At 64.0% G+C, this 20,076-nt stretch carries 26 protein-coding genes and 3 tRNA genes; 7 read left to right on the top strand and 22 right to left on the bottom strand.

Annotation, left to right across the window (positions count from 1 at the left end; all coding sequences use genetic code 11):
* Positions 1 to 22: 22 nt before the first annotated feature.
* The 14 genes from mobQ to BLR19_RS03765 form a co-directional block, all read right to left on the bottom strand.
* Positions 23 to 970: a MobQ family relaxase gene (gene mobQ / locus BLR19_RS03825; protein ID WP_176758262.1), complete on the bottom strand. Its 948-nt coding sequence runs from the start codon at positions 968 to 970 to the stop codon at positions 23 to 25.
* A 4-nt stretch (positions 971 to 974) separates the two neighbouring features.
* Entirely contained in the window at positions 975 to 1,250 is a 276-nt protein-coding gene (gene traD, locus BLR19_RS03820) for a conjugal transfer protein TraD (protein ID WP_091747345.1), read from the bottom strand.
* Between the two features lie 220 nt (positions 1,251 to 1,470).
* On the bottom strand, positions 1,471 to 2,178 hold the full coding sequence (locus tag BLR19_RS03815) for a hypothetical protein (RefSeq protein ID WP_143007326.1): 708 nt from the start codon (positions 2,176 to 2,178) through the stop codon (positions 1,471 to 1,473).
* Entirely contained in the window at positions 2,171 to 2,674 is a 504-nt protein-coding gene (locus BLR19_RS14575) for a helix-turn-helix domain-containing protein (RefSeq protein ID WP_176758261.1), read from the bottom strand. Before BLR19_RS14575 ends, BLR19_RS03815 begins: the two co-directional genes overlap by 8 nt.
* Positions 2,675 to 2,772: 98 nt before the next feature.
* Positions 2,773 to 2,964: a MerR family transcriptional regulator gene (locus BLR19_RS03810; RefSeq protein ID WP_091747337.1), complete on the bottom strand. Its 192-nt coding sequence runs from the start codon at positions 2,962 to 2,964 to the stop codon at positions 2,773 to 2,775.
* 71 nt (positions 2,965 to 3,035) lie between these two features.
* On the bottom strand, positions 3,036 to 3,659 hold the full coding sequence (locus tag BLR19_RS03805; protein ID WP_091747332.1) for a hypothetical protein: 624 nt from the start codon (positions 3,657 to 3,659) through the stop codon (positions 3,036 to 3,038).
* A 37-nt stretch (positions 3,660 to 3,696) separates the two neighbouring features.
* Entirely contained in the window at positions 3,697 to 4,878 is a 1,182-nt protein-coding gene (locus tag BLR19_RS03800) for a tyrosine-type recombinase/integrase (RefSeq protein ID WP_091749077.1), read from the bottom strand.
* 153 nt (positions 4,879 to 5,031) lie between these two features.
* Positions 5,032 to 5,121 (bottom strand) — tRNA-Ser (locus tag BLR19_RS03795).
* Between the two features lie 87 nt (positions 5,122 to 5,208).
* Positions 5,209 to 6,141 carry an NUDIX hydrolase gene (locus BLR19_RS03790; protein ID WP_091747329.1) on the bottom strand — a complete coding sequence of 311 codons (933 nt, stop codon included), beginning with the start codon at positions 6,139 to 6,141 and terminating at the stop codon, positions 5,209 to 5,211.
* 4 nt (positions 6,142 to 6,145) lie between these two features.
* Positions 6,146 to 6,787, bottom strand: coding sequence for a YfbR-like 5'-deoxynucleotidase (locus BLR19_RS03785; RefSeq protein WP_017505221.1), 642 nt, complete (start codon positions 6,785 to 6,787; stop codon positions 6,146 to 6,148).
* A 94-nt stretch (positions 6,788 to 6,881) separates the two neighbouring features.
* Complete coding sequence (locus tag BLR19_RS03780) at positions 6,882 to 7,685, bottom strand: methyltransferase type 11 (RefSeq protein WP_066551818.1); 804 nt, start codon at positions 7,683 to 7,685, stop codon at positions 6,882 to 6,884.
* A 73-nt stretch (positions 7,686 to 7,758) separates the two neighbouring features.
* Complete coding sequence (locus tag BLR19_RS03775; protein ID WP_017505219.1) at positions 7,759 to 8,619, bottom strand: AAA family ATPase; 861 nt, start codon at positions 8,617 to 8,619, stop codon at positions 7,759 to 7,761.
* Between the two features lie 63 nt (positions 8,620 to 8,682).
* Positions 8,683 to 8,877 (bottom strand): hypothetical protein, encoded by a 195-nt coding sequence (locus BLR19_RS03770; protein ID WP_066551817.1) that lies wholly within the window; start codon positions 8,875 to 8,877, stop codon positions 8,683 to 8,685.
* Between the two features lie 12 nt (positions 8,878 to 8,889).
* A complete protein-coding gene (locus BLR19_RS03765; protein ID WP_066551816.1) occupies positions 8,890 to 9,333 on the bottom strand; it encodes a hypothetical protein in 444 nt (147 codons plus the stop codon).
* 156 nt (positions 9,334 to 9,489) lie between these two features.
* Between BLR19_RS03765 and flbT the strand changes: the two genes are divergently transcribed.
* Together flbT and flaF are read left to right on the top strand one after the other, a co-directional pair.
* Entirely contained in the window at positions 9,490 to 9,912 is a 423-nt protein-coding gene (gene flbT, locus BLR19_RS03760) for a flagellar biosynthesis repressor FlbT (protein WP_045811316.1), read from the top strand.
* Positions 9,872 to 10,237 (top strand): flagellar biosynthesis regulator FlaF, encoded by a 366-nt coding sequence (gene flaF, locus BLR19_RS03755; RefSeq protein WP_055808591.1) that lies wholly within the window; start codon positions 9,872 to 9,874, stop codon positions 10,235 to 10,237. The genes flbT and flaF overlap by 41 nt, the downstream gene beginning before the upstream one ends.
* A 251-nt stretch (positions 10,238 to 10,488) precedes the next feature.
* Here flaF and BLR19_RS03750 read toward each other — a convergent pair whose 3' ends face one another.
* The 7 genes from BLR19_RS03750 to BLR19_RS03720 all read right to left on the bottom strand — a co-directional run bounded on the left by BLR19_RS03750 (position 10,489) and on the right by BLR19_RS03720 (position 15,911).
* Positions 10,489 to 11,253 (bottom strand): exopolysaccharide biosynthesis protein, encoded by a 765-nt coding sequence (locus BLR19_RS03750; RefSeq protein ID WP_218119310.1) that lies wholly within the window; start codon positions 11,251 to 11,253, stop codon positions 10,489 to 10,491.
* A 99-nt stretch (positions 11,254 to 11,352) separates the two neighbouring features.
* Positions 11,353 to 11,538, bottom strand: coding sequence for a DUF3008 family protein (locus tag BLR19_RS03745; RefSeq protein ID WP_039247297.1), 186 nt, complete (start codon positions 11,536 to 11,538; stop codon positions 11,353 to 11,355).
* 30 nt (positions 11,539 to 11,568) lie between these two features.
* The gene (locus BLR19_RS03740) at positions 11,569 to 12,738 is read right to left on the bottom strand and encodes an isovaleryl-CoA dehydrogenase (protein ID WP_091747322.1); all 1,170 of its coding nucleotides are present in this window, start codon (positions 12,736 to 12,738) and stop codon (positions 11,569 to 11,571) included.
* 43 nt (positions 12,739 to 12,781) lie between these two features.
* Positions 12,782 to 13,927: a glycoside hydrolase family protein gene (locus BLR19_RS03735; protein ID WP_091747319.1), complete on the bottom strand. Its 1,146-nt coding sequence runs from the start codon at positions 13,925 to 13,927 to the stop codon at positions 12,782 to 12,784.
* 78 nt (positions 13,928 to 14,005) lie between these two features.
* Positions 14,006 to 15,424 carry a magnesium transporter gene (gene mgtE, locus BLR19_RS03730; protein ID WP_091747315.1) on the bottom strand — a complete coding sequence of 473 codons (1,419 nt, stop codon included), beginning with the start codon at positions 15,422 to 15,424 and terminating at the stop codon, positions 14,006 to 14,008.
* 64 nt (positions 15,425 to 15,488) lie between these two features.
* Positions 15,489 to 15,573, bottom strand: a tRNA-Leu gene (locus tag BLR19_RS03725).
* An 86-nt stretch (positions 15,574 to 15,659) separates the two neighbouring features.
* Positions 15,660 to 15,911: a FliM/FliN family flagellar motor switch protein gene (locus tag BLR19_RS03720; RefSeq protein WP_017505209.1), complete on the bottom strand. Its 252-nt coding sequence runs from the start codon at positions 15,909 to 15,911 to the stop codon at positions 15,660 to 15,662.
* 65 nt (positions 15,912 to 15,976) lie between these two features.
* Between BLR19_RS03720 and lipB the strand changes: the two genes are divergently transcribed.
* From lipB to BLR19_RS03700, 4 genes are all read left to right on the top strand, one after another.
* Complete coding sequence (gene lipB, locus BLR19_RS03715; RefSeq protein ID WP_091747312.1) at positions 15,977 to 16,693, top strand: lipoyl(octanoyl) transferase LipB; 717 nt, start codon at positions 15,977 to 15,979, stop codon at positions 16,691 to 16,693.
* A gap of 127 nt (positions 16,694 to 16,820) precedes the next feature.
* Entirely contained in the window at positions 16,821 to 18,305 is a 1,485-nt protein-coding gene (locus BLR19_RS03710) for a hypothetical protein (protein ID WP_091747309.1), read from the top strand.
* Between the two features lie 76 nt (positions 18,306 to 18,381).
* Entirely contained in the window at positions 18,382 to 18,876 is a 495-nt protein-coding gene (gene msrB, locus BLR19_RS03705) for a peptide-methionine (R)-S-oxide reductase MsrB (RefSeq protein WP_045811309.1), read from the top strand.
* 48 nt (positions 18,877 to 18,924) lie between these two features.
* Positions 18,925 to 19,512: a hypothetical protein gene (locus BLR19_RS03700; protein WP_218119309.1), complete on the top strand. Its 588-nt coding sequence runs from the start codon at positions 18,925 to 18,927 to the stop codon at positions 19,510 to 19,512.
* Between the two features lie 66 nt (positions 19,513 to 19,578).
* Here BLR19_RS03700 and BLR19_RS03695 read toward each other — a convergent pair.
* Positions 19,579 to 19,653, bottom strand: a tRNA-Thr gene (locus BLR19_RS03695).
* 110 nt (positions 19,654 to 19,763) lie between these two features.
* Here BLR19_RS03695 and BLR19_RS03690 point away from each other — a divergent pair.
* Positions 19,764 to 19,976, top strand: coding sequence for a hypothetical protein (locus BLR19_RS03690; protein ID WP_091747305.1), 213 nt, complete (start codon positions 19,764 to 19,766; stop codon positions 19,974 to 19,976).
* Positions 19,977 to 20,076: the final 100 nt, after the last annotated feature.

The following is a 20,076-nucleotide window of genomic DNA, read 5'->3' as shown; positions in this document are numbered from 1 at the left end:
CCCAAGAAAACAACTTTCACCGCTAACGTTCTAGCTTGCGGTCGCGCTTGGGTTCGGCATCGACACAGTCCGGAATTTCTCGGGCAATGTTACCAGCGGTTCGTCGAAGTGTGGCGAGGTTTGCCAAGCGTTTTGCGCCGGCCGCGAAGTCTTTCGTCGCAGCGACGAGCTTCATGGTCTCCGATTCTATAAAGGCGCGACCTCGCTCAATATAAATTGCTAGCGCACGTATTTCCTTAATCGTAGTGTTTAGCTGACCGCGTGCCGTCACTGGTTGAAGGGCTTGGTCTGGATGGCTGCTGCGCAGCGCGCGCCGTTCGACGGCGGTATTGACTGGCCCCATCTTCACGGTGGGCTCGGTTAGCGTGCCCTGACGTTCGAAGCTTCGATGGTCAACTTTGTCGGGAATCTGAGCCCTCTCCAAAGCTGAGTTAATCATCGCCGCCCATGAGGCGCGCAAATTTTCTACCTCGACTGATGCCGTGCTCGAAACGTCAAGCTGGCGAGTTTTGGAGCCGAGTCCGTCGGGCGTCATCGCTCTAGTCGTTGTCAACAAGTGAGCATGGTAATTGCGCTGGTCGCCGTCGACATCCGGTGGGTGGAGGGCGACGTCGACGGCGACGCCGTAGCGTTCGATCAGCAGTTCGGCAAAGTTGACCGTGAGTGATCGGCGCGCTGGAGCCTCTAGTTCGGCCGGGAGGGCAAGCTCGTATTCGCGCGCCACCTTGGCGTCCTTGCGTTTCTCAGTGGCCTCGACCCCGTTCCAGAGCTGGCTTCGATCTGCCGCCCAGGACGGTGCCGCGTCTGGAGTCATGATGAAGGCTTCGAGCACAGGCTTTGCAGTGTAGTCGTGAACGCGACCGTCCCTGGCATTGATAAGACGCTCACCCGCCCGGTAGGCCGCAGCGGCGACTGCGCTGCGGCCTGATGCACGCGAGACCGACCTTACGGTGAGGTGGAAGATCGACATGGCGCTAATCGATCGTAGTCGGCTTGGACGGCTCCCAGCCGTCGAAGGGGCGGCGATCGGCCTCGCGGCTGATCCGCTGCAATAAGGCATCGAGGATGCCTTTGTAGCGCGTGTCCTTGCTTGCCGCGTCGAGCAGAAGGCCCCCGAGGATGATCTTCCTTCTGGTGTCGGCCTTCCGCTCGTGGGCAGCGGCGCGGGCGCTCAAAGCTTCCAGCCTGGCCTGAGCTTGGGAGACCTTGAGCCGGGCCTTCTTGATACGTTCCTGAGCGTGGGAGGTCATGGCTGAAACTCCCTGATCCAGCACTTCCGATCCCTGACACCCGAAGCGCCGAAAGGAGCAAGGGCGCACTTTAGCATTGGTTCCCAATGCGCGCGGCAAGGGCGAAGCCCCTGCACCCAGCCACGTTGTGGCGATGGGGCCACGCGCCCCAAGCCTGCGATGGCACCGCGACGCAACGGAAACGAAGATGGCGCTAGCCCGCCGTGCTTGGCCATCCGGGTCATGGCAGATACCACCCGGTTTCAGTGAAGCAGGCGGCGCGGCCCTGGTGCTTCCTACGAGTGAAGCCCTCAGCGTCGCAGGTGCGCATCCTGTCGAGCACACCGTTCTTGTCCAACTCCAGGGCAAAGCGACCGGACGAGGTCATGGCCCAGGAGGCGGCGGCTTTTTCGTCGCGGGCGGCGGCATAGCCCTCCTTGGCCCCGCTGTCTGAGCCGATGAAGTAGCCGATCGTACCGGCAGCGAGGATTGCTACAGCGGCGGCGCAGGCTGCGTACATGGTGGCTTCAACCCAAATGCGACGTTCTGAACGTTCCTCCTTGGCGTTCTCGATCAGCCATCTCGCCACGGACTCGACCTGTTGTGCCGTGTCAGAGACCTTTTGAATGTCAGCGCCATGTTGCTGCTGAATGCCGGCTGCGGCTCCACTGTAGGCCGCATGGGCAATGTCCTCCGGGGCAACCACGATCTTGGACAATGCGGCGACATGCCGGCTGTCTTCACGCGCGCGTTCGGCCAACTGAACTTCGAAGCGGCGGAAACCGGCCAGCACCTGGTGATTGCCGCCTATGATTTGAGCCAAAGCAGCATCGAGTTGGGCGGCATTGGCGTCGGCTTCGGTCGAGGCGACATCGGCGTCGAAGTCGTATGAGGTGCCGGCGTCAAGGTCGCGCCGCTCGTCTCGGTCATCAGGAAGTCGGCTACGCATCGGCACCGCTCCGCGATGAGCGTCCGCTCAATTGTCTGGCCAGGGTCGACATTTCACGGCCTAGGCGCTGCCGTTCCGCTTCGTCGAGCACCTTCTTTAAAGGAGTCTCTAGGAGTCGTGCGAAGCTGGTTTCGTAGGTTTTGGAACTGGAGTTCGCCAGTCCGGAGCGATCCGGCGAACTGTCATTCGTCGGTCTAATAAGCGGCTGATAGCGGTTGGCTAGGCCGCGTTGCCGGCGCACTTTCAGATGACCGCCAGAAATCAGTTTTTGAAGGGCGTACTGTATTGCCCTGGGCGTGACGCCTGCAGCTTCAGCCAGGCGCGCCTGAGAGGGCCAGGCTTCACCTGTGGAGCGGTTGATATGGTCAATCAGAAGACCGGCGACACGGCAGGCCAGATGGCCGGTGGCGGGGTCGGTGAGGACCTGTCGCAGCCAAAGAAACTTGGACCGTGCGGCTTGTTTGGGGTCGTTTTTAACAGCGGTTAAGGCGCGCATCATCGCATCCTCGCCATTGTGAGCGAGAACTCCCTAAGTGAATGATGATAGAGGTTTGGGGGGAGGGGGGCGGCTGGCCGCCGATGTCGCTTAGCGGCTCAAGCGGCGCTCAAGCTGTTCAGCCAACGGTGGGCTTCTGTCGCGGCGATCAAGGTTCTTTTGCCGGCCTTGAGTGTCAGGATGCGGCCGGCTTTGACCTCTTGATAGAAGAGGCTGCGGCTGATCGAGCAAGTGTCGCAGAACTCGCTCACGGAGAGCGCCAGTCGAGCGGAAGGGGGCTTCGGATCCATTTCAACTCCTATGAATGGCTTGATGTCCAAGCGTATCCAGAAGTTGGATCGACGAAATAACGGTTTTCGCGCTAGCTCAGCGATTGGCGCGTTTTCGCCAGTTTGGGCCACTTTTTGCCAAACAGCGCCTTTCCTTCTCTGGAAACCAACTTGTTCATGGCGTCGTTGTTTTCGTGGGGCGCGAGCACGGGGTCCAAAGCTCTTATTGCATTTGACCATGGATCCAGCTTCCGGGCCTGGAATCCTTCAGACGTTAGTTTGTTCAACGCGGACCTGATGCCTTTAGCGCGTTCTTCGCTGGCCTTCTGTGATGCTTTGGTACCTTTTTGCCGACCGAGAAACGCTCTCAGCTCGTCGGATTTGAACTTGGTGACCATGGGGCTGATAAGTGCAGCCGTAGTTGCAGCCATGGCCGCATGGTAAGCGACGCGATAAATTGTGTCGGCTGAACCTTTACCCTTGTCAGTCTCGTCAGCCGCCCAACCTTTAACCAAGCGAATCGATACGTAGGCGTGCATCGCAATGATGCCGCGCTCCGAGTATTCTCGGAGGGCATCATCAGTGGACTGCATGGAAACACTACTAAGTGAAATATTCTCCGCCGCGAGGATGCGAACCGCAATCTCTTCTAGGTCGTTGAACAGCTCTTTGTAGTCTGCCTCGGCGGGTGACAGCTCCGCCATGATGCGATCCATCTGAACGAATGGTCCGGATCGTCTTTCCAGCATATGATCACCTCGGTGTTGCGGCCTGATCCCAGTCGCGCATCAAACCTTTCCGTTTCTCAAACAGGTCGCCACGCCGGTAGGCAGCTTCCACCTTATTAGCGACCACATGGGCCAGCGCCATCTCGACGACTTCGGACGGATAGTCCGTCGTCTCGGCCGCCCAATCTCTGAAGGTGCTGCGGAAGCCATGCGTCGTGAGATCTTTCCGGTTCATCCGTTTCAGTGTGGAGAGCATGGCCATGTTGCTAAGAGGCTTGTTGGGCAGGTTTCCGGGAAAGACGAAATCTGATCTCGCTGCGGCTTTCAGGGGGCGTAGGATCGCAAGCGCGCGGTCACCCAAGAACACCTTGTGCTCTCTTTTGGCTTTCATCCGCTCTTTGGGGACCGTCCAGGTGGCGGCATCGAGGTCCATCTCGTCCCAAGTGGCCGCGATCACCTCACCCGTGCGCCCGGCGGTCAGGATGGCGAATTCCAAAGCGAGAGCGCCAATACCAGGCTGGACGCGAAGGGACGACATGAAGGCCGGAAGGTCGCGATAGGGTAGGGCGGCATGGTGTTGGACGGCCTGCACCTTCGCGCGGGCGGGGAGCATCTTGTCGAGATGGCCGCGCCACCTCGCTGGGTTCTCTCCAGTGCGATATCCACGCGCCGTGGCCCAATCCAGCACGGACTCGATCCGCCCACGTAGCCGGCTGGCCGTCTCTGGCTTTTCGGACCAGATGGCCTCCAGCGCTTTCATAACCAGTGCCGTGTCGATAGCGGCAACGGGTAGGTCGCCGAAAATGGGGTCGGCATATGCGGTCAGCGTGGATTCCCACTGTGCGGCGTGCTTGGGGTTTTTCCAGGCCGCCCTGTTTGCCTTGATGTAGGCGATCGATGCTTGGTTGAAAGTGATCGCCCTGGCGTCTTCGAGCCTCTTAGCTTGACGCTGAGACTTCCGGGCATCAATCGGGTCGATTCCTGACAGCTTCATCCGGCGCGCTTCCGTCGCCATGACTCGGGCATCGGCCAGTGTGATCGTATGCTGGGGGCCGAGCCCCATTTCGCGTTCGCGGCCATTGAGCGAGTACCGGAAGATCCAGGATTTCGTGCCGGATCGACTGACCTGGAGATACAGGCCGCCCCCATCAGCATACATCCCTGGTTCCTTTACACGCCCGACGAAAAGGGCGCTCAATCTGGACATGCTCCGCACTCTACCCTCGTCGCTACCCACGTTTCAGGCCTGGATTGTGACGTGCAGTTGCGGACCTGTCCACACGGCGGTGGATCTAGGTGTAAGACTTCGTTTGATTATTTGGACGGCCCTGCACCTGGATGAACGTCCAGGAGCAGGCGATGGCGGAGAGGGTGGGATTCGAACCCACGGTACCCTTCCAGGCACGCCGCATTTCGAGTGCGGTACATTCGACCACTCTGCCACCTCTCCGCGGCGCCGATATCGCTTGGTCGAGCGAGGGGCTTCTCTAGTCGGAGCCGCAGCGCTTCGCAACCCGTCTGTGAAAGAAATCCGACGCTATCTTTGCGCGGGCAAGGACAGGCCCGGCGCGGCGCCGGTCTGAGCGTCCACGCCCTTGAATCGAAACAGTTCGGCGGGTCGGCCGCCCGTGGTGGAAGAGAGCTGTCCGGTGGGTTCGACCAGCCCTGTCCGCTCCACGCCGCGCCGGAAATTCTGCTTGTGCAGGCTGAGGCCCGAGACGGCCTCGGCGCCCGCCTGGAGTTCGGACAGGGTGAAGACGCCAGGGGTCAGATCGAACAGGACCGGACGATATTTCAGCTTGCTGCGCAGGCGGCCGAGCGCCGTCGCCAGGATGCGCCGGTGATCCGAGGACATGATGCGGCCCGGCATGGGCTGCGTGGGCGACAGGTCGGCGTCGCGCCACGCCTCGGCGACCAGACGTGCTTCGTAGAGCAGTTCATATCGCTCCAGCACCCGCTCCTCGTTCCAGCGGTGATCGGCCGTCAGGGCGAAAAGGGCGCGGGCCCGGGCCAGGCGGTGCTCGTCGCCATCGGCCCAGGCGTGCAGGCCTTCCGTGATCTGAGTGTCTTGGCCGCCGCGCCGATCTTCCCAGGGAAAGAACTCGAACACGGCGTCCCAGCGGGCGTCGTGGGTTTGGCCTTCCGCCGCGTCGGGCGTCAAGGCCAGATAGCCGACGGAGACCTCTCTGTAGCGGCCGGGGCCGGGCGTCGCGCGCGGCGAGGCGCGGCCCGCGTCGCCGAAGGTGTAGAGCTGTTCGACGAAGCCGAGCCGAAACCCGGTCTGGGCGGTCACGAAGTCCCGCAGGGCGCGTTCGAAGGTGCGGTCGCGCACGGGATCAAACGGCCCGAAGGGCAGGGCCCGCGAACCGTCCTCGGTCGGCGTGGTCAGGACGACGGCCTGTCGGTCTTTCAAGGTCATCACAACCGCCGACAGACCGATGCGAACGCCGTCCTCCGCCCCTTGGGTCATCGTGTTATTCTGTATGCCAGGCGTCGTCGGCGGGGATCAGGCCGACGGCGCCAGCCAGGACACGGTAGCGTTCCAGATAGCGGGCCTGGGCGACCGGCGCGGGTTGAGGTTCGATCGTCAGGCTGTAGCCCTCAGGCGGGCTGCCGAAGAAGCCCAGCGATTCCTTTTCGGTGAAACCCGCCAACTGAGTCGCCTCGAAGAAGGCGCAGGCCTTGTCGGCCTTCTTGATCAGGGTCTTGATTGTTTGTGGAGTTTTGGGCGGCAGGCCGTATCGCAGATGGATCGCGGCTTCCAGCTTGGCCTCGAAGTCCTTGTAACCGGCTCCGAGCGCCGCTTTGAACGGCGAGATCATGTCGCCGATGACGTACTCCGAGGCGTCGTGCAGCAGGGCGGCTAGACGCCATTTCGGATCCAGGCCGGGCTTGATGTGGGCGGCGATCTCTTCGACCACGCACGAGTGCTGGGCGACGGAGAAGGCGTGCTCGCCGATGGTCTGACCGTTCCAGCGGGCGACGCGCGCCAGGCCGTGAGCGATGTCCTCGATCTCGATGTCGAACGGCGACGGGTCCAGCAGATCCAGGCGACGACCGGACAGCATGCGCTGCCAGGCGCGGGGGGCGTTCTTCTTGGTGGGGCGCTCGGCCAAATCGCGTGTCCTGATCGCTTGTCGGCTGGTCAGGTGACGCAAAGATACGCCGGGATCAAGCGGGAGGGACCAGACGGCGCAGGAAATCGCCGCGTTAGCGTCCGACGTTCAGCGTGACCAGTTCCTTGGCGTCGTCGAAAATGCCGTCGTTGCGGCGATCCTTGGACCTGACCACGGCGATCACGATCGGGCCGCCGCTGGGCCCGCGCGCCTCGAAGCCCACCTGGCGCCAACCCGCATCGCCGGGCTGATCGTCAGCCAGGATATAGGTCATGCGCGTCGCCGCGCCCGGCGCACGGGTGCGCACGCGAGTGGAGTTGTCGTTGGCGTCCACGCTGACCGTCGAGGTTTCGGTGCGGACGTTTTGTCCGTCCTTGGACTGGATGTTGATGCCGCCGATACGGACGCTGGCGTTATCGCCCTGGGTCTCGATCTTCAGGCCGGGCAGGCGGACCGAGGCGTCCTCGCCGCGCGTCTTGATGTCGACCCCAGGCGCCTGGACGGAAGTCGTATCGCCTGCCTCGATCGATGGCGGAGGCGGCGGCGCATCTCCGGCCCCGGGAGCAAGGCGCGCGACCGTATGGGGCAGATCGGCGCTGGCGCGCGCTTCGAAGTCCCGCAGGACGTCATCGACGGAACGCCCGTCCAGCTTGACCAGATGCAGCACGACGTCGGCGCCCTTGGGGCCGCCATAGACGCAGTTCGCGCCGCCCGCCGCCGCCAAGCCCTTTCGTGTCAGGACGCCAAGATTGTCTGGGCATTGCAGGGCGTCGATCACCTTCAATACGCCCGCGCCCTGATCGTCGCTGGAGGAGGTGGTGGTGATGCGGACCGAGTTGTCGCCGTCGCAGGCGGCCAGGCTGGCGCTGAGGGCTAGATAAAGCAGGACATGACGCATGGTCGAACCTCTCTTGGCCCGCATTCTGCGCGCTGCGGCCGCGTGATCCAGTGAAATCGCGGTAATCACCGCGTCAGCCGCCGGGGCGCGAGCCTTCGCGGCGGTTCAGGAAGGCCAGGCGTTCGAACAGATGCACGTCCTGCTCGTTCTTGAGCAGCGCGCCATGCAGCGGCGGGATGAGCTTGTTCGGCGTCTTCTCACGCAGGGTCTCAGCATCGATATCCTCGACCAGCAGCAGCTTCAGCCAATCCAGAAGCTCCGAGGTTGACGGCTTCTTCTTCAGGCCCGGCGTGTCGCGGATTTCGTAGAAGGTCTTCAGCGCCTCGGACACCAGGCGCGGTTTGATGCCGGGGAAGTGCACATCGACGATGGCCGACAGAGTCTCGGCGTCGGGGAAGCGAATGAAGTGGAAGAAGCAGCGGCGCAGGAAGGCGTCGGGCAGCTCTTTTTCATTGTTGGAGGTGATAATCACGATGGGGCGCACTTCGGCGCGGATCGTCTCGTCCGTTTCCTGAACGTAGAACTCCATCCGGTCGAGTTCCTGCAGCAGGTCGTTGGGGAACTCGATGTCGGCCTTGTCGATCTCGTCGATCAGCAGGACGGGGCGGGCAGGGGCGGTGAAGGCTTCCCACAGCTTGCCTTTTTTCAGATAGTTGCGGACGTCGTGGACGCGCTCCTCGCCCAACTGGCTGTCGCGCAGTCGGCTGACCGCGTCATACTCATACAAGCCGTTGTGGGCCTTGGTCGTGGATTTGACGTGCCAAGTGATCAGCGGTGCGTCGAAGGCCTTGGCGATCTCATAGGCCAAGACCGTCTTGCCTGTGCCGGGCTCGCCCTTGATCAGCAGGGGACGCTCTAACGCGACCGCAGCGTTCACCGCGACCTTGAGGTCGCTCGTGGCGATATAACGGTCCGTGCCTTCGAAACGGCTCATAGAAAAACCCACTCCGTGTTTCCACGAAGTGGGTTAGCGGATCGCCTGCGTCGTGAACAGCGATCAGGTGATGCGCTTGGCCGAGACCGGATCACTGGCGGGGAAGGTTTCTTCCAGACCCTCATCCACGAGCGCCTCCTGGCGGCTTTCGGACTTTTCGATCTTGTCGAGCTGGTCCGGCACACCGTCCTGCGAGGTCGTGCGCTTGGCGTGCGGGGCGTCGGTGGACGCGTCGTGACGGGCTTTATCGTCGGTCATGTCATTGTCTCCTTATCGCGCCGGAGCGTCTTGATCACCGTCCGGGCCGTATCCCAGGTCCGTGATGTCGTCATCCGAGAGCCGTTTGGCTTCCCAGTGGGCGGCGCTGGCCTGTGCGCCGCGTTCGTTTTCCATCAGGCCCGAATAGACGAGCTCGACTTCATCTGGTGCTGACGCAGGCCCGCCTTCGGCGTCGATCTGATCGCGGTTTTCGCCATCGACGCCCAACAGGGCGTCGGCTTCGCGTTCGATGCCGTCGAGAGCTAGCTGGTCGTCGAGATCGACCTCGGCGTCCTCGTCGAACTCCTCTTCGTCGGCGTCGCCGTCAGCCTGGGTCACGTCCAGCACCTGGTCGGCTTCATCCAGCAGAAATTCGCCGTCGCCCTCGTCGTCCAGATGGGTTTCGTCGAACGTCTCAGACTGTTCCTGATCGTCCTGATAGTCGTTGTCCGGCATGGTCGTCTCCTCTTCGACAAGCCAACGCAACGGCGACGATACGCGTTCCAGCGGATCGATCTCACAAGGGATGGTTAACTGATGCCGGGGTAGAGTCTGATTCACTCGGAGCTGTCGTGCGCGACCGGCTCGATCACGACTGGAGTACGGTCCTCAATGGCCTTGAAGCTGTCGCTGAAACCCGGCGAGAAGTTCGTTCTGAATGGCGCCGTGGTCCAGAACGGCGATCGTCGCGGCGTGCTGATCCTCCAAAACCGCGCCAGCGTCCTGCGCGAGAAGGACATCATGCAGGCCGAGGACGTCACCACGCCCGCACGCCGCATCTATTTCCCGATCATGATGATGTATCTGGACGAGAGTTCGGCGTCGAAGTTCTTCGACGAACTCGCTCTGCGGATCACCGAATTCATGGGCGCGACGCAGAACCCGGACATCCTGGCCGAATGCGTCTCGGCCTCGCGTCATGTGCTGGCGCGCGAATACTATAAGGCCCTGATGTCGGCGCGTAAGATTGTCGAGTATGAAGAGAGAGTGCTGAATGTCGCTTCAGGCCTACACAGCGGCGACAGCGAGGGCTGAGAGCCCGCGCGACCTGGAGTACCGTCTGTTCGGTCAGGTCACGCGCGCTCTGGTTCACGCCTCGACCGTCGACGAGTCCGACATCGCCACACGTATCGACGCGCTGGACTGGAATCGGCGCCTCTGGTCGACGCTGGCCGGCGAGTGCAGCGATGCAGGCAACGCCCTGGGCGCTCCGATGCGCGCGCAGATCATTTCCCTGAGCCTGTTCATCAATCGCCATTCCTCGGCGATCATGCGGGGCGAAGAGAGCTTTCAGGATCTGATCGATATCAATCGCATGATCATGCAGGGCCTGTCCGGCGGGGCGTCGCCGACGCAGTAAATCGGCACGCGTTCACGAAAGCGCGAAGCCCATTGGCGCAAGGCGTTGATTCGTCTTATGTTTCACCTCCCTGTTCAACAGTCGAAAGGAGGTGATCCAGTGTCTCATTGTCATCAATCGCGAGCGGCGACCGCGACCCTGGCCCTCGGAGAGGGTCTGGTCTGAGCCTTTCAGACTGAGTTGCGGCCGGACCGTTCGCGGTCAGGCAATGAAGGGTCGTCGGGGAAACCCGGCGGCCCTTTTTGTCGCCGTCAGTGCAGCAGTTTGGCGAACCAGCCGGTCAAGTGCTGCGCCACCTCGACCACCGTCGCCCAGATCAAAAATAGATAGAGGGCGCTGGCGGCGGTCGCGACGACGCCGAGAAGTATGGCGACCCCGTCGCGCTGCATCATGCCCAGGGCGAACAGAACCAGAGCGATACCGGGCAGGGCGTCTCCAAACGGAATGGGCAAGGCCATGATCAGGGCCAGCACGACGCAGACTAGGCCGGTGAAAGTGTCGGCGACATCGCCGGTCAGCAGCGGCAGGCGTGGGCGGGTCAAGCGTTCGATGGCGCGGACCATCTTCAGGACACTCACGCCGTTCGGCCGTCTGCGAACGGCGCGCCTCACGCCGTCGGAAAAGATGTAGCGGCGCCCGGCGATCCGCACCCTTGCCGACAGGACCCAGCGGCGTAGCCAGGCCGGGGCTGCGAACGGCGTGGCGATCAAGGACGTGTAGGCGGCGCGGGACACCGAGGCCTTCAACATCCAGCGCGGCAGCCACACGCTCTGTCTCTGGAAGGCCAGTTCCAGGGACATCAGGATGATCGGCACGGCGAAGACCGCCTTGCCGCCGGGCGGCCAGGGCAGGAGCGCCAGTAGAGACAGGATCAGAATCATGGCCCCGAAGCCGCGCTCGCCGAACGACGCGACCAGTTCGGCCATGGTCAGCTTGGGTTCAGGGGCGTGGCCGAGGTCTTCAAGGACGTCGGAAAACCGCCGCAGGTCGTCATTCGGAGGCGGTTGGGCGGGCATCAGGCGGGGCGCTCGGCTGGAGATTGCGCCCATCTAGGCGGTCGGCGCGCGGATCGCCACTTACAGAACGGACAGGCGATCAGATAAATCGACTGTGTCTCAGTCCTGCACGTGTTCGGGTTTGCCCTTGCGCTTGGTTTCGGCAAGGTCTTCCAGCTGCTTTTCCGTCATGGACTCAACCATGGACTTGGACGCGCCCTTCAGCTTCGACTTCGGCGTGTCCCCGCGCTTGGCCGACAGGGCGGCGCCGGCGGCCTTTTGCTGAGCGGCGGATTTTGCGGGCATGGTCTGTCTCCCTTGTGCGGAGACAAGCCGTCAGCCGCCCAGCAGTTCCCGTCCGATCAGGAAGCGGCGAATCTCGTTGGTGCCGGCGCCGATGTCATAGAGTTTGGCGTCACGGACCAGTCGTTCAACCGGCCATTCCTTGGTGTAGCCGGCGCCGCCCAAGGCCTGAACGGCCTCCATCGTGACCTTCACCGCATTTTCGGACGCCAGTAGGATCGCACCCGCCGCGTCGTAGCGCGTTGTCAGGCCGGCGTCGCAGGCCCGGGCGACCGAATAGACATAGGCGCGGGCGCTGTTCAGGGCGACATACATGTCGGCGATCTTGCCCTGCATCAGTTGGAACGAGCCGATCGGCTTGCCGAACTGTTTGCGGTCGCGGACGTAGGGCAGGACCACGTCCAGCGCGGCCTGCATGATGCCGAGCGGGCCAGCGGCCAGAACGGCGCGCTCATAATCCAGGCCGCTCATCAGCACGCCGGCGCCGCTGCCCAGCGGACCCATGATGTTGTCTTCCGGCACTTCGCAATCTTCGAAAACCAGTTCGGCGGTGTCCGAGCCGCGCATGCCCATCTTGTCCAGCTTCTTGGAGACGCTGAAACCCTTCATGCCCTTTTCGATCAGGAAGGCGGTGCAACCCTTTGATCCCGCGTCCGGATCGGTCTTGGCATAGACGACGAGGGTGTCGGCGTGGGGCGCGTTGGTGATCCAGAACTTGGTGCCGTTCAGAACGTAGCGATCACCCTTCTTTTCGGCGCGGGTGCGCATCGACATGACGTCGGAGCCCGAGCCCGCTTCGGACATGGCCAGCGAGCCGACATGCTCGCCGCTGATCAGCTTGGGCAGATATTTCTGCTTCTGCTCGGGCGTGCCCCAGCGGCGAATCTGATTGACGCACAGGTTGGAGTGGGCGCCGTAGCTCAGGCCGATCGAGGCCGAGGCGCGCGACACTTCCTCCATCGCGACGACGTGTTCGAGATAGCCCAGGCCGAGGCCGCCGAACTCTTCCTCGACGGTGATTCCGTGCAGGCCCAGTTCGCCCATCTCGGGCCAGAGCTCGCGTTTGAACGCGTTCTTTTCGTCGATCTCGGCGGCCAGCGGCGCCAGGCGATCGGCGGCCCAGCGGGCGGTGGTGTCGCGGATGGCGTCGGCGTTATCGCCAAGGCCGAATTCCATGGATTGGGGCGCGAAGGGAATGCTCATGCGCTAGGGCGTAGCATCGCGCACGGCCTTTCGCCAAGCGCTGTCAGGCGCGGTCAGCCCGTCCCCAGCGCCGATAGCAGTTGTAGCCCGATACCCCCAGGCAGGCGGCGGCGACCAGGATCAGGACCCAGGCGACCGTGGCGGTGTCGCTGCTGTTCGATAGCGACGCGCGGCGAAAGGCGGCCATGGCGACGCCGAGGCACAGGGCGCCCAGGCCGCCCATGATGACGAAGGTCAGGGTTTCACCAAGGCCCGAGCGCCGCCTGGCCCGAGCGCGGGCCACGACCTCGCGCGTGCTCAGCACGTCTTCGCTGGATGCCGTGTCACCCTCGGTAGTTGGCGCGGCAGCGCTGTCGGCTGGCGTGGTTTCGGCCAGCCCCGGCGCGGTCAGCACCACGCTGGTCTTTTGTGCGTCGACGAAGCCCGACGGCGTCTCCGGCTGTTGGGTTTCAACCGGGGCGTGGATGTCGTTGGCGGCGATGATCGGCGCAGCGACGGAGACGGTCTCCGATTGCCCGGTCAACGGCACGACGTCCCCGACCGGACCGACAGCCGCCGCGGCATAGACGGCGTGGGGCTGGGGCGCGGTGGTTGCTTGAGCCAGCGCTGCGCCGTCTTGCGATGGGAAGGGAGCGACGGCTTCATCCAGGGCGCCGTCGACGGCGGGGAGGGTCGGTTCATCCGTCTCGAAAGGAGACGGCAGGGGCGCGGCCAGAAGGTCCGCCAATGTGACCGGCGCGCCGGGCGCGGCATTGAACAGCGCGTGTTCAGCCGAGCGCCGGCGGGTTGGCGTCTCTGCGGCGGCTTCATCGGCCCAGGCGCTCATGGAGGCGGACGCCTGACGCGCAGACCCCGCGTTCAGCTGTTCGACCACATCCGAGGCGGCGAACCTGTCTGCGCCGATGGAAAAGGCGAAACTGGCCAGGGCGTCGAACTGATGTTGGTTCAGCGGCGCGCGGACATGATCGATCACAGCCTTCACGACCGGGATCAGGTCGTATTGCATCAGCAGTTCGGCCTCGGCCTCGGACACTCTCGCGCCCTCGCGAGCCGACCGGGTGTGGCCATAGCCGATGACCCAGCGACCGTCGCTGCGTTGCATGGCCCGAGGCCGGAAGCCTTCGAAACTCTTGATCAGCAGGACGCCCTCTCGGGACACCTTGCTGGGTTTGGGGAGGACGTCAGACACAGTTGACCCAATTGGAAACAGGCGCGCGGCGCTCGCACCGCTCCCAGCAAGGGCCGCGCCGGATCGTCCGCGTGGTGTCTAGAGCAGCACCAGTGTGGCCAGACCAAGGAAGATCAGGAAGCCGAAGAAGTCCGTGGTCGCTGTGACGAACACGGCCGAGGACACGGCCGGGTCGAACTTGAGCTTGGAGAGGGTCAGGGGCGTCAGGACGCCGATCGACGCGGCGACCAGCAGGTTCAGGATCATGGCCGCGCCGATCACCAGGCCGATCTTCCAGTCTTCGTCCCGGAACCAGAAGCCGGCCGCGATGCCGATCAGGGGCGCCAGGATCAGGCCGTTGGCCAGGCCCACCACCATCTCGCGCCAGAAGGTGCGCGGAGCGTTCGAACTGTTCAACTCGCGTGTCGCCAGGGCGCGCACGGTCACGGTCAGGGCCTGGGTGCCCGCATTGCCGCCGATGGCCGAGACGATCGGCATCAGGACGGCGAGAGCGACGATCTGCTGGATGGTGGCCTCGAACAGGCCGATGACGCTGGCGCCCAACGCCGCCGTCGCCAGATTGATCGCCAGCCAGGGCACGCGACCGCGCACGATCTCGGGCACGGACGAACCGCGGTCCTCGTCGGCGACACCGGCCAGACGCAGGATGTCCTCGCGGTTCTCTTCCTGAATGATGTTGACGATGTCATCGACGGTGATCTGACCCACCAGGCGACCGGCCGCGTCCACGACGGGCGCCGAGATCAGGTGGTATTTTTCGAAGATGTAGGCGACTTCTTCCTGGTCCTGATCGACGGCGATCTCGTTGATCGGCTCCATCAGATCGGTCAGGGCGATGGTGCGGGCGGCGCGGAGAAGGCCGCTGATCGGCACGCCGCCGACCGGGCGGTTCAGCGGATCGACCACATAGATGTCGAAAAACAGCTCGGGCAGGTCGTCGCCCTGTTTGCGGATGTGGTCGATGGTGTCGCCCACGCTCCAGAACTGGGGCGCGGCCATCACCTCGCGCTGCATCAGGCGCCCGGCGGATTCTTCCGCATAGCCCAGGCTGCTTTCGATGGCGGCGCGATCGACCTCGGGCATGGCGGCCAGAACGCGTTCGCGCTGGTCGTCTTCCAGGTCTTCGACGACGGCGGCGGCGTCGTCGGAATCTAGTTCCTGTAGCGCCTCGGCCAGGGTGCCGTGCGGCACGCGCTCCAGCACCTCCTCGCGGATATTGTCGTCCAGCTCGGGCAGGGTTTCGGCCAGAAGCTCCGGCGGCAACCACAGCACGACGACGGCGCGGTGTTCCGCCGTCAGAAAGCCCATCAGGTCAGCGACGTCGGCCGGGTGCAGGTCTTCCAGCAGCGAGCGCAGCCGCATCCCGTCGCCGTCGTCGGCGGCGTCCACGACTTTCTCGACGAATTGCGGGGTGAGGACATAGTCCTCGTCCAGGGCGGCGTGGTCTTCGTTATCGAGCGTCTCGTCTGGAGCAAAGGCGGTGTCCGTGGTGCTCACGTGGTCGCCTCCCTTGGTAGATGTCCAGCCGTACTTAGCCGATGAATCGCCCTGTTTAGCCAGATGGTGCGGTCGAGAAGACTCGAACTTCCACGGGTTGCCCCACAGCGACCTCAACGCTGCGCGTCTACCAATTCCGCCACGACCGCTCGCATCGGAGCGGCGGCGAATAGACGAAGCCGTTGGAAAAGGAAAGGGCGAAATGAGCGACGCAAAGACGTCGCGGATCAAAGTCTCAGGCCGACCCGGCCATGAAGTCGTACACGTCCGCCTGGCGGGTGACGGTGATGGCGATACGGTCGTCTCGGATCTCGATTTCGCCGCGCGCGACCGGGTAGTTGTTGGCCAGGATCCAGACCTCGTCGCCCTCTGCGGCGTCCAGGGGAATCACCGCGCCGCGACCCATGCGCAGCAGTTGCGACATCGGCAGCACCGAGCGACCCAGAACCACGGAGATTTCGACATCGACGGCGTTAATCTGGGTCACGTAAAGCTCTCTTCACTAGAGGGCCGTCTCTTGCAGAAACGCCCTGGCGACCACATTGAAGCGTCATGCTTGCTGAGCCGTTAAGCCCATCCCTTCAGAAACTGCGTCTCGACGATGACCGACCGGTCGAATGGGCTGTGTCGAAAGGCTACGTCGACTATGCGGCCGCAGAGGTCTTCATGGAGGCGCGCGTCGCGGCCATTGCGGCGGGCGAGGCGAATGAGATGGTCTGGTTGCTGGAGCATCCGCCGCTCTACACCGCCGGCGTCTCGGCCAAGGACGACGACCTTCTGGATGCCGGACGGTTTCCGGTGCATCGCACAGGGCGGGGCGGGCAGTTCACCTATCACGGGCCGGGACAGCGCGTGGCCTATGTGATGCTGGACCTGAACCGGCGCGGCAAGGACGTCCGGTGTTTCGTGCGCGGGCTTGAGCTGTGGCTGATCGGCGCCCTGGAGACGTTCGGCGTAAAGGCCGACATCCGGCCGGGCCGCGTGGGCGTGTGGGTCGAGCGCAAGGGGGCGGGCTGGTCGCGTGAAGACAAGATCGCCGCCATCGGCGTCAAGGTCCGCAAATGGGTCAGCTTCCACGGCATCAGCCTGAACGTGGAGCCGGATCTGGATCATTTCGGCGGCATCGTCCCGTGCGGCATTCAGGAACACGGCGTCACCAGCCTGGTCGATCTCGGCGTTCTGGCGACGATGGACGAGGCGGACGAGGCCTTGAGGCGCAGCTTCGATCGGATCTTCGGCGCAGCGGTCGAGGCGCCGGCGCCGCTTTGATGCGCGCCGCATCGCCGCAGCCCATGTGACAATCGGGCGAAATCCCGCGCGGCGGGGTTGGCAAGCGCCGGACGCATGGGGTTTAACCTTTCCCACGAGCTTGAAATCAAAGGCCGCAGGAAACCCCATGAACCGAATGATCGCCGCCGCATCGGCCGCCGTTCTGTCGCTGACCGTCGCCGCCGGCGCCGCTGTCGCACAGGATTTTCGCGCCCTGGCGCAGCAAGACCTCCAAGCCGCGCATGACGCCCTGGCCGCCAACCACCCTGCCGCCGTGATTCCCGGCGCGCCCAGCGAAGCGTTTCGCAGCTGGATCAATGCCGGCCTGACCGATGCGCAAGGCAAGGTGGGACGCGTGAACAGCGGCGACAGCCACGCCTATCTGATGCGCTACTACGCCAACGGCTTCCGCGACTCGAACATCGCGATTCGCCCGACCTATGAAGGCCTTGGCCCCTTCTTCGCGACCAGCTGGCCGGGCGTGACCACGGCGTGGCGCAACGGCGAATATGTCGTCTCCTATGTGAAGCCCGGCGTTCGCAACGTGCCGCCGCTCGGCGCGACCCTGGTCAAGTGCGGCGACAAGACCGCCGCTCAGTTGGCCGAAGAGCGGCTGGACCGCTGGGAAGGCGACCTGACGACGGAAGCCGGACGTGTCCGCACCGCCCCCTATCTGCTGTGGAATCGCAATAACCCGTTCACCGGCGGCGTTCCGTCGCTGTGCACCTTCAAGGTCGGGCGTCGCGATCGTGACTTCCAGATGCAGCCCCAGCCGGCCGACGCCGCCAGCCTGGAAGCCGCCTATCGCGCCACCGTCTATACGCCGGGCGCCAATCCGTTGTCGGTCGAGACGGTCGACGGCCGTCCGTGGATCAACGTTCACACCCTGGCTGACGACGCCGGATGGGACGCCTTCTACGCCGCTGTCGAAGCCCAACTGCCCGCCATTCGCGGCACGCAGGGTCTGGTCATCGATCTGCGCGGCGCAAACGGCGCGTCGCTGAATGCGACGGGCAAGGGCTATGGCTTGGCCAACCGCATCTGGACGCCGGAGTTCACCGTCAGCCGTCAGCCTGAAGCCGGCTCGATCACCTACCGCGCCACGCCCGCCAACCGTCAGTGGTTCGCCGACACCTTGGCCCGCATGCAGGCCGACCCGCGCTTCGTCGCCGAATCCGGCCCGGTGATCGAACAGACCCAGGCCATCGTCGCCTCCTTCGATTCGGCCCTGGCCGCCAATCAGCCGACCTTCACCATGCCGGGCCGTCCTTCGGTGGCGGACACGGGCGCAGCAAACCCCGTGGCGGGCCCGGTCGTGGTCCTGGTCGACAGCGGCTGCACGAGTGGGTGCCTGGATACGCTGGACCTGCTGACACGCCTGCCGAACGTGCGCCTGGCCGGATCGGTCACCGCCGAGGACTCGATCTTCATCGAGCCGACCGTGCTTCGCCTGCCGTCGAACTATGCCGAGCTGACCTATGGTCATAAGGCCTGGACGACGCGTCAGCGCGGCAACGATGCGCCCTTCACCCCGGCGCAAGGCCTTGCCTACACTGGCTCGGCGACGGACGAAGCGGCCGTGCGCGCTTGGGTCGGGACGCTGTTCCAATAAGTAAGGACCGGTCGGTCGAATGAACGAGGGGCGGGCAGGGGTGGAACCCTTGGCCCGCCCTTCTTATTTGCAGTCCATGACCGATCTCGCCCAAACCTCCGAATCCCTCCGTTCGCCGTCGGGCTATGACCTGACCCCGCCGAACGCCGAAGAACGCGCCCGGCTTGAAGCCGATCTGAACCCAGAGGAAAAGCGCGTCCTGCTCTCCCATGGCACGGAGGCGCCCTTCTGCGGCACTCTGCTAGGCGAGAAGCGGGCCGGCGTCTTCTGCTGCCGCGAATGCGGCTTGCCGTTGTTCAAGAGTGGAACGAAGTTCGAAAGCGGCACCGGCTGGCCCAGCTTCACCCAGCCGGTCGATGAAGCGCACGTCCATGCAATCCGCGACACCAGCTACGGCATGATCCGGATCGAGACTCAATGCGCCCGGTGCGGCAGCCACCAGGGTCACGTCTTCCCCGACGGCCCGCCGCCCACCGGAAACCGCTATTGCATCAACTCGGTCGCGCTCAGTTTCGTAGCCGAGGGCGAGGCCTTGCCGGACCCCCTGAACCGCGGCGACGGCATCGCCTGACCTTGGCCTCAATAGCTGTGCTAGGATGATGTCGAACGGAGGTGGCCTATGCTGATCGCAAGTCTCTTGGCGGGTTTGGCGCTGGCGGCGTCGGACGGTGATCCGGATGGCGTGGTGACCACGGCGCCGACAAACGCGCCCACCCTGGCCCAGGCCTTGGCGGCGGTGCCTGAGGCGTCGTTGACCGCGCCGACAGCGCAGGACGCCGCCCCTCACGGCATGACCACCGAACAGCAGATCCAGAACTGGATCAGCGCGCGCACGCCTGGCGCAACCTTCGACGAAAGCGCAGAGCCGGGCGCGCCGGCCGAGCGCAAGATGCATGGCATGGTCGAGGCCGGGATCGGCACCGGGGGCTATCGCAGCTATGGCGCGGCCGTTTCCTTGCCCGTCGGCGAGAACGGCCGCCTGGACCTCGCCTACCGCGAAGGCCGCAACGAACCTTGGGGATACGGCTACGGCGGCTATGGTCTGCGCGGACCGGGCTTCTATTCGCCTTATGGCGGGGGCTGGCGCGGTCGAGGCTATGGGGCCGACACCACGACCAAGTCGATGTCGATGGGGTTCAGCTGGAGCAAGGACGGCGATGCGGATGATCGCGATCCCTATCGCCGCGGCCTCTACGGCTACGACTGAAGACTTTTCCGTCCGATCCGGAATTCAAAAAGGCCCGGCGAAAGCCGGGCCTTTTCAAGTCTCAGATGGTGCCGCCGGGGGGAATCGAACCCACGACCTCAGCCTTACCAAGGATGCGCTCTACCACTGAGCTACGGCGGCCCCGACTGAGGAAGCGGCCGTATAGCCAAACCCTTCCGGGGAGGGAAGCGGCTTTTTGACGATCTGAAAGAAAGTTTGGACATGGCCCGTGATCACGGCATCATCGCGCCATGACTCGCACGCCGCATGACGCCGATACGCCCTCCGCCGCCGCGCAGGCGACGCCGATCGTCGAATCGGGGCCCGGATTTGAAAAGGCCCAGTCCGAAAGGGAAAGGGCGAAGGCGGAAAAGGCCATGCGGCTGGCCTCCGCCCTTCGCGCCAACCTGCGACGCCGCAAGGTGCCCGCGCGGACGCCTGCTGCGCCGCGCGACAGCAACTGAAAGTCATCGGCTCGCGATCACGCAGCCCTTTGGCAAGCGCCCATCGGCTTGCTAGAGAACCTTCCCCCCGAGGCGTTGGCATCGGGCGCGCTTAAGGACG

The organism is Brevundimonas sp. 374 (assembly GCF_900102995.1).
GTDB classification, from domain to species: Bacteria; Pseudomonadota; Alphaproteobacteria; order Caulobacterales; family Caulobacteraceae; genus Brevundimonas; species Brevundimonas vesicularis_C.
Note: the sequence above shows the minus strand (reverse complement) of the source record. Positions and strands in the feature narration are given on the sequence as shown.

Excerpts from the sequence above, each read along its gene's own strand:
- mobQ (WP_176758262.1), bottom strand. The coding sequence starts at position 970 with ATGTCGATCTTCCACCTCACCGTAAGGTCGGTCTCGCGTGCATCAGGC.
- traD (WP_091747345.1), bottom strand. The coding sequence starts at position 1,250 with ATGACCTCCCACGCTCAGGAACGTATCAAGAAGGCCCGGCTCAAGGTC.
- BLR19_RS03815 (WP_143007326.1), bottom strand. The coding sequence starts at position 2,178 with ATGCGTAGCCGACTTCCTGATGACCGAGACGAGCGGCGCGACCTTGAC.
- BLR19_RS14575 (WP_176758261.1), bottom strand. The coding sequence starts at position 2,674 with ATGCGCGCCTTAACCGCTGTTAAAAACGACCCCAAACAAGCCGCACGG.
- BLR19_RS03810 (WP_091747337.1), bottom strand. The coding sequence starts at position 2,964 with ATGGATCCGAAGCCCCCTTCCGCTCGACTGGCGCTCTCCGTGAGCGAG.
- BLR19_RS03805 (WP_091747332.1), bottom strand. The coding sequence starts at position 3,659 with ATGGATCGCATCATGGCGGAGCTGTCACCCGCCGAGGCAGACTACAAA.
- BLR19_RS03800 (WP_091749077.1), bottom strand. The coding sequence starts at position 4,878 with ATGTCCAGATTGAGCGCCCTTTTCGTCGGGCGTGTAAAGGAACCAGGG.
- BLR19_RS03790 (WP_091747329.1), bottom strand. The coding sequence starts at position 6,141 with ATGACCCAAGGGGCGGAGGACGGCGTTCGCATCGGTCTGTCGGCGGTT.
- BLR19_RS03780 (WP_066551818.1), bottom strand. The coding sequence starts at position 7,685 with ATGCGTCATGTCCTGCTTTATCTAGCCCTCAGCGCCAGCCTGGCCGCC.
- BLR19_RS03775 (WP_017505219.1), bottom strand. The coding sequence starts at position 8,619 with ATGAGCCGTTTCGAAGGCACGGACCGTTATATCGCCACGAGCGACCTC.
- BLR19_RS03770 (WP_066551817.1), bottom strand. The coding sequence starts at position 8,877 with ATGACCGACGATAAAGCCCGTCACGACGCGTCCACCGACGCCCCGCAC.
- BLR19_RS03765 (WP_066551816.1), bottom strand. The coding sequence starts at position 9,333 with ATGCCGGACAACGACTATCAGGACGATCAGGAACAGTCTGAGACGTTC.
- flbT (WP_045811316.1), top strand. The coding sequence starts at position 9,490 with ATGGCCTTGAAGCTGTCGCTGAAACCCGGCGAGAAGTTCGTTCTGAAT.
- flaF (WP_055808591.1), top strand. The coding sequence starts at position 9,872 with ATGTCGCTTCAGGCCTACACAGCGGCGACAGCGAGGGCTGAGAGCCCG.
- BLR19_RS03750 (WP_218119310.1), bottom strand. The coding sequence starts at position 11,253 with ATGCCCGCCCAACCGCCTCCGAATGACGACCTGCGGCGGTTTTCCGAC.
- BLR19_RS03745 (WP_039247297.1), bottom strand. The coding sequence starts at position 11,538 with ATGCCCGCAAAATCCGCCGCTCAGCAAAAGGCCGCCGGCGCCGCCCTG.
- BLR19_RS03740 (WP_091747322.1), bottom strand. The coding sequence starts at position 12,738 with ATGAGCATTCCCTTCGCGCCCCAATCCATGGAATTCGGCCTTGGCGAT.
- lipB (WP_091747312.1), top strand. The coding sequence starts at position 15,977 with ATGCTTGCTGAGCCGTTAAGCCCATCCCTTCAGAAACTGCGTCTCGAC.
- BLR19_RS03710 (WP_091747309.1), top strand. The coding sequence starts at position 16,821 with ATGAACCGAATGATCGCCGCCGCATCGGCCGCCGTTCTGTCGCTGACC.
- msrB (WP_045811309.1), top strand. The coding sequence starts at position 18,382 with ATGACCGATCTCGCCCAAACCTCCGAATCCCTCCGTTCGCCGTCGGGC.
- BLR19_RS03700 (WP_218119309.1), top strand. The coding sequence starts at position 18,925 with ATGCTGATCGCAAGTCTCTTGGCGGGTTTGGCGCTGGCGGCGTCGGAC.
- BLR19_RS03690 (WP_091747305.1), top strand. The coding sequence starts at position 19,764 with ATGACTCGCACGCCGCATGACGCCGATACGCCCTCCGCCGCCGCGCAG.